This is a genomic window from Micromonospora sp. NPDC005298 (assembly GCF_040607375.1).
In the GTDB taxonomy this organism is placed as follows: Bacteria; Actinomycetota; Actinomycetes; order Mycobacteriales; family Micromonosporaceae; genus Micromonospora.
In genome coordinates, this window is record NZ_JBEXGP010000005.1 from 1 (window position 1) to 12,717 (window position 12,717).

The following is a 12,717-nucleotide window of genomic DNA, read 5'->3' on the forward strand; positions in this document are numbered from 1 at the left end:
AGACTACGGCCTCCTGCCCTACCGACCCGGCCTGCTCACCCTGCAACGCTGACCACACCACAAACGGCGGGCACGACCTTCGGGTCGTGCCCGCCCCCGTGTCACGTCGGGAACGACATCGGCCGGACGTCGGGGTGTGCCAGAGTGGGACATGCCCCTGGACGAGTTCCACCTCAGAGCCTCGGTCGCCGTGTCCGACATCCGGATGGCGGCCGCCTTCTACGAAGGAAAGCTGGGCCTGCGGGCGCTGCGGTCCGCTCCCAGTGCGTCCATCGCCGACGGCAGCCGGATCTACGCCTCGGGTGGCGGGCCGGCCCTGAACGTGTACCAGTCGGTCACCGCCGGCAAGACCGACGCCACGCTGGCGACGTGGTACGTCGACGACCTCGACGGGATCGTCGACGAGCTCACCTCGGCCGGTGTGGAGTTCGTCCGCTACGAGCAGTTCGAGCACGACGCCAAGGGGATCACCGCCCGGGCCGGAGGCGGCCGTATCGCCTGGCTCCAGGACCCGGACGGCAACACCTTCGCCCTCGAGGCCGACGTCTGACCGTCGGGTGCGTCGGGCGTCACCTTGACGGCGTCGGCTAATTTGATTAGCTTAAAGCTAACGCAGATAGCTAACCGGGGAGAGCTGATGACCGAACACCTGACCGTCGACGGCGGCACCATCGCGTACGAGGTGACCGGCGACGGGCCGCTCGTCGTCCTCGCCCACGGCATGGGCGACAGCCGCGAGGCGTACCGTTTCGTCGCTCCGCCCCTGGTGGCCGCCGGCTACCGGGTCGCCGCGGTCGACCTGCGGGGTTGCGGCGAGTCGAGCGCCCGATGGCCGTCCTACAGCCGCACCGACATCGCCCACGACCTGCTCGCGGTGATCCGGCACCTCGGCGGCCCGGCCGTGCTGGTCGGCCACTCGATCTCCGGCGGGGCCGCCACCATCGCGGCCGCCGAGGCACCCGACCTGGTGACCGGCCTCGTCGAGTTGGCGCCGTTCACCCGCAAGCAGTCGATCAGGCTCGGAGACCTACGGGTCGCCCGGTACCGCAGGGGTATGGCCCGCCTGCTCGGGACCGGCCTGCTGGGCAGCGTGCGGCTCTGGCGCGGCTACCTCGAGGTCGCCTACCCGGGCCGCAAGCCGGCCGACTGGACCGCCCGGACGGCCCGCATCGACGCCATGATGCGCGAGCCCGGCCGGATGAGGGCCATGCGCAAGATGGGCCAGTCGGCACCGGTCGACGCCGGGGCGCAACTGCCGAACGTCCGCTGTCCGGTCCTCGTCGTCGAGGGCACGCTCGACCCGGACTGGGTCGACCCGCGCGCCGAGGGCGAGGCGATCGTGGCCGCGCTCCCGCCCGGCCTGGGCCGGCTCGACATCATCGAGGGCGCGGGCCACTACCCGCACGTGCAGTACCCGGACGAGGTGACCTCGCTGGTACTCACCTTCCTGCGCACGACCGCCCATGCCTAGGGCCGGGCTCGCCCCCGCGGCGGTCGTGGCGGCCGGGGCCGCGCTCGCCGACGAGGTCGGCTTCACCAACCTGTCGATGGGGTTGGTGGCCGAACGGGTCGGCGTACGCACACCGTCGCTCTACAAGCACGTCGACTCGCTGGAGGCGCTGCGCCGGGGCATCTCGATCCAGGCCCGACGCGAACTCGCCGACACGCTGGCCCGGGCCACCGTCGGCAGGTCCGGCCCGGACGCGGTCCGCGCGTTCGCCCAGGCCTACCGCCGCTGGGTCCTCGACCATCCGGGCCGCTACGCCGCCACCGTCCGCGCGCCCGACCTGGACGACCAGGAGGACCGCGAGGCCAGCGACGAGGCCCTACGGATCCTGCTCGACGTCCTCGCCGGCTCCGGACCACCCGGCGCCGACGCCGTCGACGCCGCCCGTGCGCTGCGGTCGGCGCTGCACGGCTTCGCCAGCCTGGAGAGCGCCGGCGGCTTCGGACTGCCCCGCGACGTCGACCGCAGCTACCGCTTCCTCGTCGAGATCCTGATCAGCGGCCTGGGAGCCGACGGATCCGACGACTCGACGAGCCCCGGGGAGACGGCCTGACCGCCGCCCCGGGTGTCGTCAGACCAGCAGTTGTTCCCGCAACCGGGCACCCAGGTTGATCGCACCCACCGCCCGGGGACCGGCCGGATCGTGCACGCCGACGGTGTTGTTGCGGCGCATCAGCTCACGGACCGCGGGAGGCAGCCGGGGCGGGTCGTCCATGGCGGCGAGCACCTGCGCGGCACTTGAGATCAGTCGATCGACAAGCGCGGCGGCGTCGGTGTCCACCCGCACCCGGCCGTACTCCCAGCCGGCGGTGGTCAGGTCCAGCACCTCGAACACCCGGGTCACCAGCGGGGCCGGGTCGGTCACCCGGTCGAGACGGCGCGCCTGACCGCCGACCACCGCGACGGCGCCGGCCAGCTGGGCGTACGGGTGGTAGCCGCACGGCAGCGCGAACAGGGGCCACCGCAGCGCCGGGCCGACCTCCTTCCACAGTGGCCGGTAGTTGCGGCGGTTCACCAGCAGGCGTCGGCCCGTACGCCGGTGGAAGTCCTGCGCCTGAGCCTGGAGGTCGGCGTGTGCCTCGTCGGCGACCTGGCTCACGATCCCGGCAGCCACCACCAGGCCGTCATCGCCCTTCAGGACTCCGGTGACCGCCTCGACCTGCTGGGAGAACGGGATCCGCGCGTGGGCGCCGTACCCCTGCCGGACGTCCCGCAGCAGCGCCTGCTGCCGCTGTGGATCGAGCTGGACCCGACCGCCACCCAGCAACCGCTGGAGCCAACCCATCTCGCCTCGTTTCAGCAGAGCCGTCCCGGACCGCGGCAATGCTAGTGCGTCGGAACCCGCTCGCCGCTGAAGGGGTGGTGCCCGGGCGTGGTCGTCGGCGCCGGGCCCGTTCCCCGCGCCCCGGCAGTTCCACGGCGAAGCAGAGGGATCACCACGGTTATGCTCGTGACGAACGTGGCGCATCCCCCGCGCCGGGGCAAGAGGCGATTCGAGGGCGACGGATGAACATCGGGGAGATCGCCCGCCGGGCGGGAGTGTCCCGCAGCACCGTCTCCTACGTGTTGAGCGGCAAGCGGGCGGTGTCGGAGGCGACCCGGCAGCGGATCCAGGCGGTCATCGACGAGCTGGACTACCGGCCGAACGCCAGCGCCCGCGCGCTGAAGGAGGGGCGCACCCGGACCCTCGGGCTGGTGATCCCGCCGGCGAGCCAACGGTTGACCGACATGCAGTTGGGCTTCGTCGCCAGCGTCGTCGAGGCCGCCGCCCGCCACGACCTCGACGTCCTGCTGTCCCCGTCCGGCGGTGACCACGACCGGTCGTTCGAGCGGATCGTCACCGGGCGACGCGTGGACGGTGTGGTCCTCATGGAGATCCGCCTGGAGGACGACCGGGTGACGCGGCTGGCCCGCACGGGTCTGCCGTTCGTCACGATCGGCCGGACCGCCGACCCGCACGGGATGAGCTGGATCGACATCGACTACGCGGGCCTCATCGCCCGGTGCGTGCACCACCTGGCCGATCTCGGGCACCGGCACGTGGCCCTGGTCAACCGTTCCGCCGAGTTGGTGGCGGCCGGCTACGGCCCCAGCCACCGGGCGCTCGCCGGTTTCCGGGCGGCGGTGTCCGAGCGTGGCCTGACCGGCGTCGACGTCTGCTGCGGCGACGACGCGACCGCCGGTGAGAGGTGCGTCGAGCACCTGCTCGCCACGCATCCGGAGGTCACGGCGGTGGCCACCATCAACGAGGCGGCGCTGCCCGGCATGCAGCGCGCTCTGACCGGTGCCGGGCTGTCGGTGCCGGCGGACTTCTCCGTCACGGGGGTGGCCGCGCAGCACTGGGCGGAGGACTTCCGGCCGCCGTTGACGGCCGCCGACGTGCCGATGCGCGAGATGGGCGCGGAGGCGGTCGCGCTGCTGTTGGAGATCATCGGCGCGCCCCAGGCGGTGCCGCGGCACCGCCTGTACAGCCCCCCGGTCTCGTTGCGGTCCAGCACCGGCCCGGTCCGGGCCCGCCGGGCCGGCTCGACTACCTCCTGACCCGCCGCTCCTCCTGCGCGGCGGCGAGGATCAGGTAGCTGCTGGCGGTCCAGGTGTACGCGCGGTCCCGCAGACCGGCCCCGGTCTCGGCGTCGAAGTTCTCCGCGAAGCCGGACTTCTCGCACAGCGCGAGGAACCGGCGACTGATGTCGTCGGCAATCCCGGTGTGCCCGGCCCGCCGCAGGCCGTCCTCGACCAGCACCGTCGAGGGCGCCCAGATCGGTCCCCGCCAGTAGCCGTCGGCGACGTAGCGCGGCGAGTCGGTCGGTTCGGTGGCCAGCCCGTGCGTGGTCAGGTGCGCCTCGACGCCCCGGGCCAGGGCGTCGGAGACCGGGACGGGCAGGTCGGCGCCGAGGGTCACGGGCATCAGGTCGAGCAGGCTGCGGCTCGCCCCGCGCCGTCCGGTGTGCGGGCCGCGGGCAGTGAAGCGTTCCCCGTCCCACAGGTCCCGCAGCATGGCCGTACGGATCCGGTCGGCCTCCCGGGACCACCGCGCGGCGGGCTCACCCACCTCGGCGGCGAGGTCGGCCAGGCACCTCAGTTGCGAGACCAGGAACGCGGCGAGGTCGGCCGTCTCCAGCACCCGGTCGCCGTCGAAGGTGGTGGCGTTGTCCCAGCCGCTGTCGTTGCCGTGCTGGTAGTGCGGCAGGTCGTGACCGGGAGCGCGGCGCGCGTCGAGCCAGAACGCGGTCCAGCGGGACAGCCGGTCGTACGTCTGCGCCAGCGCCGCCCGGCCCGGTGCCTGGGAGAGGCGTCGGCGCAGGTGGCGAAACGCCCAACCGTGGATGGGTGGTTTGACGTAGTTGTGCAGGACCTCCGAGTGGGTGACCGAGTCGGGCAGGGCGCCGGCCTCGTCCTGGTGGTCGAAGGGCAGGTGGAACTGGTGCCAGGCCAGCTCCGGATCGCCGGCGGCCAGGGCGATCGCGTTGAAGCAGTGGTCCCAGCTCCACACCTTGTCCATCCAGTGCTTCGACATGAGGACCGCCGGCCGCGTCACGAAACCCGCCGGGTCCACGGTCGCCGACCACAGCACGTACGCGGCCAGCTCGGCGGACGGGGTGTCCGGACCGCGCCACGGCGCGACCGCGTCGACGAACGCGCCGAACTCCGCGCCCCGGTCGTGGCACAGCCGCTCGAAGCTGGCGGACGGGGCGTACGCCCGGCGGGCCGTCGCGTACTCCTCGATGGCGATCTCCCAGGGCTGGTCGCCGGTCAGGTCCAGGAACCGGTCCGCGGTGCCGAGCGCCTCCACGCCCGCGCCGGACCGCAGGGCACCGGACAGCACCGTGATCCGGTAGCGGCGCCCGGTCTCGTACGAGGTGAACACGTGCGCGCCGTCGACCGGGTCGCGGTAGAGGTAGGTGCCGCTGAACGGGGTGAGGGTGCTCTCAGCCGCCGCCACCCGCAGGCCGAGCCGCCGGCCCCGGATCCGCAGGGTGTCCGGTCCCGCGTAGACGGCGTCGATTCGGCCGGGCCCGGCCCGCCAGGTCAGCAGCGCGGGCGTGGCGACGACCGTGGCGCCGGCGACGTCCGGGGCGAGACGCAGCACGGGGTGCAGCCCGGTCTGGTGGGAGACCAGGTGCAGGTCGTCGGCGTACGTCTTCTCGGCTACCACCGGGGAGATGTTGAACCAGGAGCCGCGGTAGCTGAACGGGATGTCCTGGATGGAGAACTCCGGACCGGACGGGGCGACGGTCATGGGTGGCGGATGCCTTTCTGGTGCGGGTGGTCAGTCCTTGACGGCGCCGGCGGTGACTCCCGCCGAGACGTACCGCTGGGCCAGGACCAGCAGCACGGTGGCCGGGACGGAGGCGACCACCGCGGTGGCCATGATGGCGTTCCACTGCTGGTTGTTGTTGCCGATGTAGTGGTAGATGCCGAGGGTGATCGGTTGGTGGTCGCCGCCGCCGGCCAGGGTCGAGGCGAAGACGAAGTCCGACCAGGACCACAGGAACGCGAACAGGGACACCGTGACTGTCGCGTTGCGGCTGACCGGCAGCACGACCGACCAGAAGGTGCGCAGCCGGCCGGCGCCGTCGACCACGGCGGCCTGGAGCAGTTCGTCGGGGATGCCGGACATGAAGGCCGTGAAGATCAGCACCGCGAACGGCACGGCCAGTGTCGAGTCGGCCAGGATCAGGCCGGGGAGCGTGTTGAGGACGCCGAGGGTGAGGTAGATGGCGTAGAAGCCCATCGCCATGATGATTCCCGGGATCATCTGCGCGATCAGCAGGACGAAGCTCAGCGCCGGGCCGCCGGGTGGCCGCAGCTTCGCCAGCGCGTACCCGGCGGGGGCGGCCACGGCCACGGTCAGCGCCACGGTGCCGAGACCGACCAGGAAGCTGGTGCCGAGGTACGGCATCTGCTGGTCGAGCACGGCCCGGTAGCCGTCGAGTGTGCCGTCCGCCGGAAACAGGTGTGGGGGAGTGGCCCGCATGTCCTGGTCCCGGGTGAACGAGACGTTGACCATCCAGTAGACGGGGAAGAGCATCAGCCCGGTCAGCGCCAGGCCGACGGCGGTCTTCCACCAGGCCCGGGGTGTGGAGGTGGTCATCGCGGGTTCTGCCTCCGTTGGAGCCGGATGTGGACGAGCCCGGCGATCAGGGCCATCACGATGAGCAGGTTGCCGACGGCCGCGCCCGGACCGAACTCGGGCAGCAGGTTGCCGAAGCCGAGCCGGTACGACCAGGTGGCGAGCGTGGCGGAGGAGTCGGTGGGGCCGCCCCGGGTCATGATCCAGATGATGTCGAAGACCTTCAGCGTGTAGATCAATCCCAGCAGCAGCGTGATCGCGGAGACGGGGCGCAGCAACGGGAAGGTGATGGACCAGAACCGTTGCCACCCCGTCGCTCCGTCGAGCGCGGATGCCTCGTACACCTCGGTCGGTATCGCCTGGAGGCCGCTGTACAGCACCACCAGGTTGAACGGGATGCCGATCCAGATGTTCGCGATGATCACCGAGGTGAGCGACCAGCCCGGCGAGGTGAGCCAGTTGACCTGGTCGACGCCGACGACGCCCAGCGCGGCGTTGACCAGCCCCGATTCGCTGTTGAGCAGCCAGGACCAGGTCGACGCCGAGACGATCAGCGGCAGCAGCCACGGGACGAGGATCAGCGCCCGCAGGGTGCCCGACAGCGGGAAGTGCTGGCGGAAGAAGAGCGCCAGTGCCATGCCGACGCTGAACTGGACGGCGAGCGAGGCGACGGTGAAGACCACCGTGTGCGTCAACGTCGGCCAGAACGCCGGATCGGTCAGGACCGTGCGGTAGTTGTCCAGGCCGGCGAAGGGCGCGCCGCCCTGCACGAACGAGCGGACGGTGTACTCGCGCAGGCTCAGCTCGACGTTGCGGTAGAGCGGGTAGGCGTAGAAGGCCAGCAGGTAGATGGTCACCGGCGCGAGGAAGCCCCAGGTCCACAAGCGGCGCGGCCGGCGGGATCGGGAACGGGGAGGAGGCGCGGGTGGGGCGACGTTCGCCGCCCCACCACGGCTTCGTCCGGTGGTGGACTTCGGTGTCGTGGAGGTCATCGTGTCGGTTCGGCCGCGCTTACCTGGCCGTGGCCGCGGCCTGCGCGGCGGTCAGCGCCTCCCGTGGCGACTTCGACCCACTGAGGGACGCCTGCACGGCGGTCCACAGGGGTTCGGAGATCTTCGGGTACTTCGTGCCGAGGTTGTCACCGGTCCGGCCCTTGGCCGCCCGGACCGCCTCCACCCAGACCTTCAGCTTGGGGTCGCTGGCCGCCTGGCGCTCCTGCACGGCGGCGACGGGTGCCACGTAGGAGAGTGTGGTGTCCGTGGTGAGCAGGTTGTCGGCGTTGGTCAGGCAGGCGACGAGCTTCTGCGACGCCGCGTACCGGCCGGTCTTGTCCTGCACGGGGATGGAGACGAACTCACCGCCTGTCGGTGCCGGTGCCGGGCCGCCCGCGCTCGCCGGAATCGCGATGGTGCCGTACGGGAAGCCGAGCTTCTCCGCGTTGGCCAGTTGCCAGGTGCCGTTCTCGGCGAACGCGTAGTCGCCGGTGGCGAACTCCTGCCAACTCGTGGTCTGGGTGTTGTTGATGACCGAGTTCGGGGCGTGCCCCTGCCGGAGCCAGTCGGTCCAGAGCGTCAACGCGGACACGGCCTGCGGCGAGTCCAGGGCGGTCAGCTGCGCCCCGGACCCCCAGAACCAGGGCAGGAACTGGAAGCTGCCCTCCTCGGTGCCGATCGCCGAGAAGGTGATGCCCTTCTTGCCGCTGGCCTTCACCCTGGTCAGCGCCGCGTTCAGCGATGTCCAGTCCCGGATCGAGGCCGGATCGACGCCGGCTCGGGTCAGCAGGTCCTTGTTGTAGTAGAGGGCGAGGGTGTTGGCGCCGATCGGTACCCCGTACGTCTTGCCGTCGCGCTGGCCGGCGCCGAGCAGGTTCGCCTCCATGCTGGACACGTCGAGCTCGTTCTCGTCGGTGGTGGTGAGTGCGCCGGCCTCGGCAAGCGTCGAGATCACCGGGTTGTCGACGATCAGCACGTCCGGGGAGTTTCCCTGCTGGGCGGCGAGGAGGGCCTTGTTTGTCAGGTCGGTGGTGTCGTAGCCGGTCCGCTCGACAGTCACGCCCGCCGAGGTGCCGCACTTCTTGAGCAGCGCCACCCACTCGGAGTCGTCGGCGAACTGCGGATACGGGTCCCAGACGAGGTGGGCGCCGCCGTCGGAGGGGCCGCCGGCGGACGACGAGCAGCCGGCTCCCGCCACCACGCAGATTGCTGTCACGGCGACGGCGGCCAGGCGCCGTCGCCGACTGAGTCCGGTCATCTGCTGCCTCACTTCAAGTCGATCGTCAGATGGGTGTGCGGGGTGCTGACCGTCGCGCGTCGGACGTGGTCCGATCTGAGGCGAATCGATTCGGCGAACCGGTTCGCCCGAAGATAGGACGGGCTCCGCTCGCCGGTCAAGGGGAGATCAGCGGCGAGGGTTGTGACGGCGGGAAACGCGCTCGCCACCGCGCCGTCATTGCATTGACATCGTTGAGTGTCCGGTCCTACGATCTCTGCGAATCGATTCGCAAGCGTCGCCTCCGGAGTGCGTCCCCCACGCCCCACCAAGGAGCCGCCCGTGAAAACCCCGTCCCACGGCAGGCCAGGACGAGCCCGCGCGCTCGTCGCCCGACTCGCGACCGGCCTGCTCGCCGCCGCCACCGCCGTGACCGTCGCCGCGCCCGGCGCGCGCGCCGCCGACGAGTCGATAAGCGTCGACTTCGCCACGACCAGCGGCACACCGACCTACCGCGCGTCCGGCTGGATCTACGGAATGACCGAGAACGCCAGCGGCCCCGCGGACCACTTCTACCGGGACGTCAAGTTCCAGTACATGCGCGCCGGTGGCGCGCAGCTGCCGGGCAGCGGCTGGGTCGGTGGCACCTACGACCGCCGGTGGAACTCCACACTCGCCCAGGCGCGCCGCACCGTCGCCCTGGGTGGCCAGTTCATCATCCTGCCGCACGACCTGTGGGGCGCCGACGGCGCCGGGATCTCCCGCTTCCCCGGCGACAACGGCAACTGGACCGACTACGACGCCTTCCTGACCCGCCTCGTCAACGACGTCCGGGCGTCCGGGCTGTCGGTGCAGTGGGACATCTGGAACGAACCCAACATCACCATCTTCTGGAACCGCCCGATCTCCCAGTACCTCGAACTGTGGCGCCGCACCTACCAGCGCATCCGGGCCGAGTTCCCCAACCAGCTCATCGTCGGGCCGAGCTGCGCCTGCGTACCGTCGACCACGCACGCCTTCTGGAACCAGTACCTGGACTTCGTCCGCTCGACCAACACCGTGCCGGACATCGTCAGCTGGCACTCGCTGCCCGGTGACCCGGTCGCCAACGTCGCCGCTGCCAACGCCACCCTCGACCCGCGTGGCATCGCCCACCCCCGGCCGTACCAGATCAACGAGTACGGCGCCCCCGACGAACAGAATCCCGCCGACGGCGCCTGGTACATCGCGCGCCTGGAGCGCGCCCGCGCCGACGGCCTGCGGGCGAACTGGGCCAGCGGCGGCAGCCTGCACAACGACCTGGGCAACCTGCTGGTCCGCAACTCGGCCGGCCAGCACCAGCCCAAGGGGGAGTGGTGGGCCTACCGCTACTACGCCTCCCAGGCCGGCCAGATCGTCGCGGTGACACCCAGCCAGTCGTACGACGCGTTCGCCACGAAGGCGACCGGCGTGGCGAAGGTGCTCGTCGGCGGTGGGCGTACCACCGGGAACCTGACGGTCGCCCTGCGACGCCTCGACACGACAAGCGGCATCGTGCAGAACAACCAGGTGCGGGTGCTCACGCAGCGGATCCCGCACAACGGCGGCGGCGCCGTGCAGGGCCCGGTCACGGTCTCGAACACCGTGGTCGCCCTGTCCGCCGGCAACGCCACGGTGACCCTGCCGTACGGCAACCAGAACGACACGTACACCGTGACCCTGCTGCCGCCCTCCGACGGCGGCTTCCCGTCGGTGGCGGTGGCCCAGCACTCGCAGCAGTGCCTGAACAACGCCGGTTCGAGCACCGCCGACGGCACCGTCCAGCAGCAGAACCACTGCGACGGTGGTGACCAGCAGCTCTGGAACTTCCGGCCGGTCACCGGTGTGGCGAACACGTACACCCTGGTCAACCAGCAGAGCGGCAAGTGCCTGGACGTCAGCGGCGTGTCCACCGCGGACGGCGCGGCGGTGCACCAGTGGACCTGCCTGAACGGCCTCAACCAGCAGTTCAGCCTCCGCAAGGTGACCTACGCGGGCAGCGACCCGCACGACTACCAACTGGTCGCCCGGCACAGCGGCAAGTGCGTCGACGTCAGCACGATCTCCACGGCGCCGGGCGCGGCGGTGCACCAGTGGACCTGCAACCCGGTCAACCAGGGCAGCCCGCTGAACCAGACGTGGCGGATCTGGGGGCGCTAGGCGTCTCGGGGGCGGTGGTGCGCTGGCCGGCGCACCACCGGCCGGCGCACCAGCGGGCCGACCACATTCATTGACATGAATCGAACAAACATCATACGATTCGGTGCGAATCGATTCGCCTCCGCCACCACCACCGCCGCCCGTGGCGAGTCGCCAATCCCCGCGCCTCCACGACTCCGAGGAGCCACCTCGTGCGAACACCGTCCCCGAGTGGGCCAGGCAGAGCCCGCCACCCCAACCCGAGGCGCCGTAGCGCCCGACGTCTGACCACCCTGGCGGGTGCGCTGCTCGGCATCCTCGTCGGCATCGGCGTCACCCCCGCCGCACCGGTGGCGGCCGCCATCGAGCCGGGGCGGAGCACCCCGATCGTCGGCACGCCGTCCGGCCGCTGCCTCGAGGTGCCCAACTCCAGCACCACCAACGGCACCCAGACGCAACTCTGGGACTGCAACGGCAGCGCCGGGCAGACCTGGACGTGGACGTCCACCAGGCAACTCCAGGTGTACGGCACCAAGTGCCTGGACGCCTCCGGCCGCGGCACCGCCAACGGCACCCAGGTGATCATCTGGGACTGCAACGGCCAGAACAACCAGCAGTGGAACGTCAACAGCAACGGCACCATCACCGGCGTGCAGTCCGGGCTCTGCCTCGACGCCAACGGCGCCGCCACCGCGAACGGCACCAGGATCATCCTCTGGGCCTGCAACGGAGGCGCCAACCAGCAGTGGGCCTCGCCGACCACCACCCCGCCGCCGACCAACCCGCCGACCGGCGCCCGCCCGTGCGACATCTACGCCTCAGGTGGCACCCCGTGCGTCGCGGCGCACAGCACGACCCGGGCCCTCTACGAGGCGTACGCCGGCAACCTGTACCAGGTCCGGCGTTCGTCGGACAACACGACCCGCAACATCGGGCTCACGGGTACGGGCGGCACCGCCAACGCGGCCACGCAGGACTCGTTCTGCGCCGGCACGACCTGTGTGATCACCGTCGTCTTCGACCAGTCCGGGCGCGGCAACGACCTCTGGTACCAGGGGTCGAGCGTGGTTCCCGGCTCACCGCAGAGCAGGCCGGCGACCGCCACCTCGGAATCCCTCACGGTGGGCGGCGCGAAGGCGTACTCGCTCTACATCAACCCCGGCAACAGCTACTGGCGCGACGGACACCTGACCGGAGTGCCGACCGGTGCAGCTCCCGAGGGCATGTACATGGTGACCAGCGGGACCCACGTCAACAGCGGCTGCTGCTTCGACTACGGCAACAGCGAGACGACGCGCAAGGCCGACGCCGCCGGGGCGATGGACGCCATCAACTTCGGCAAGCAGTGCTGGTTCGGCGGCTGCTCCGGCAGCGGACCCTGGGTGCAGGCCGACCTGGAGTGGGGCCTGTTCCCGGGCGGCAGCAGCTCCTGGAACCCGAACCAGCGCGCGTTCACCAGCAAGTTCGTCACCGCGACGCTGAAGAACAACGGCACCAGCCGCTTCGCCATCAAGGGCAGCGACGCGCAGGCGGGCAGCCTCTACACCCTGTGGGACGGCTCGCTCCCGCCCGGATACAGCCCGATGAAGAAGCAGGGCGCGATCATCCTGGGCAGCGGCGGGGACTGCTGCAAGCCCGACGGCGGCGCGAACCTCAGCGCCGGCACCTTCTACGAGGGGGCCATGGTCGCCGGCTACCCCACCGACGCCACCGAGAACGCGGTGCAGGCCAACGTGGTCGGCGCCGGCTACCGCTGACCCCGGGGCGGCGC

The 12,717-nt window shown here is 71.2% G+C and carries 11 protein-coding genes; 6 read left to right on the top strand and 5 right to left on the bottom strand.

The genetic code is table 11. The features are described from left to right. The first annotated feature begins 151 nt into the window (after window positions 1-151). From ABZS77_RS12150 to ABZS77_RS12160, 3 genes are all read left to right on the top strand, one after another. On the top strand, window positions 152-550 hold the full coding sequence (locus ABZS77_RS12150; RefSeq protein ID WP_354821337.1) for a VOC family protein: 399 nt from the start codon (window positions 152-154) through the stop codon (window positions 548-550). 87 nt (window positions 551-637) lie between these two features. Then, entirely contained in the window at window positions 638-1,471 is an 834-nt protein-coding gene (locus tag ABZS77_RS12155; protein WP_354821340.1) for an alpha/beta hydrolase, read from the top strand. Continuing rightward, window positions 1,464-2,060 (top strand): WHG domain-containing protein, encoded by a 597-nt coding sequence (locus ABZS77_RS12160; RefSeq protein WP_354821343.1) that lies wholly within the window; start codon window positions 1,464-1,466, stop codon window positions 2,058-2,060. Before ABZS77_RS12155 ends, ABZS77_RS12160 begins: the two co-directional genes overlap by 8 nt. Window positions 2,061-2,078: 18 nt before the next feature. On the opposite strand, the gene ABZS77_RS12165 is transcribed toward ABZS77_RS12160, so the two are convergent. Then, a complete protein-coding gene (locus tag ABZS77_RS12165) occupies window positions 2,079-2,792 on the bottom strand; it encodes a hypothetical protein (protein ID WP_354821346.1) in 714 nt (237 codons plus the stop codon). A gap of 221 nt (window positions 2,793-3,013) precedes the next feature. Here ABZS77_RS12165 and ABZS77_RS12170 point away from each other — a divergent pair, with 221 nt between their 5' ends. Next, complete coding sequence (locus ABZS77_RS12170; protein ID WP_354821349.1) at window positions 3,014-4,048, top strand: LacI family DNA-binding transcriptional regulator; 1,035 nt, start codon at window positions 3,014-3,016, stop codon at window positions 4,046-4,048. On the opposite strand, the gene ABZS77_RS12175 is transcribed toward ABZS77_RS12170, so the two are convergent. The 4 genes from ABZS77_RS12175 to ABZS77_RS12190 all read right to left on the bottom strand — a co-directional run bounded on the left by ABZS77_RS12175 (window position 4,038) and on the right by ABZS77_RS12190 (window position 8,831). Then, window positions 4,038-5,747: a trehalase family glycosidase gene (locus ABZS77_RS12175; protein ID WP_354821352.1), complete on the bottom strand. Its 1,710-nt coding sequence runs from the start codon at window positions 5,745-5,747 to the stop codon at window positions 4,038-4,040. The two genes, ABZS77_RS12170 and ABZS77_RS12175, sit on opposite strands and share 11 nt — an antisense overlap. 30 nt (window positions 5,748-5,777) lie before the next feature. Next, window positions 5,778-6,602, bottom strand: a complete 825-nt coding sequence (locus ABZS77_RS12180; protein ID WP_354821355.1) for a carbohydrate ABC transporter permease — start codon at window positions 6,600-6,602, stop codon at window positions 5,778-5,780. Further along, window positions 6,599-7,438 (bottom strand): sugar ABC transporter permease, encoded by an 840-nt coding sequence (locus ABZS77_RS12185; RefSeq protein WP_354821358.1) that lies wholly within the window; start codon window positions 7,436-7,438, stop codon window positions 6,599-6,601. Before ABZS77_RS12185 ends, ABZS77_RS12180 begins: the two co-directional genes overlap by 4 nt. Before the next feature lie 154 nt (window positions 7,439-7,592). Then, window positions 7,593-8,831 (bottom strand): extracellular solute-binding protein, encoded by a 1,239-nt coding sequence (locus tag ABZS77_RS12190; RefSeq protein WP_354821361.1) that lies wholly within the window; start codon window positions 8,829-8,831, stop codon window positions 7,593-7,595. Window positions 8,832-9,131: 300 nt separating this feature from the next. Between ABZS77_RS12190 and ABZS77_RS12195 the strand changes: the two genes are divergently transcribed. Together ABZS77_RS12195 and ABZS77_RS12200 are read left to right on the top strand one after the other, a co-directional pair. Beyond that, window positions 9,132-10,967 carry an RICIN domain-containing protein gene (locus tag ABZS77_RS12195; RefSeq protein ID WP_354821364.1) on the top strand — a complete coding sequence of 612 codons (1,836 nt, stop codon included), beginning with the start codon at window positions 9,132-9,134 and terminating at the stop codon, window positions 10,965-10,967. A gap of 191 nt (window positions 10,968-11,158) precedes the next feature. Beyond that, window positions 11,159-12,703 (top strand): arabinofuranosidase catalytic domain-containing protein, encoded by a 1,545-nt coding sequence (locus ABZS77_RS12200; protein WP_354821367.1) that lies wholly within the window; start codon window positions 11,159-11,161, stop codon window positions 12,701-12,703. Window positions 12,704-12,717: the final 14 nt, after the last annotated feature.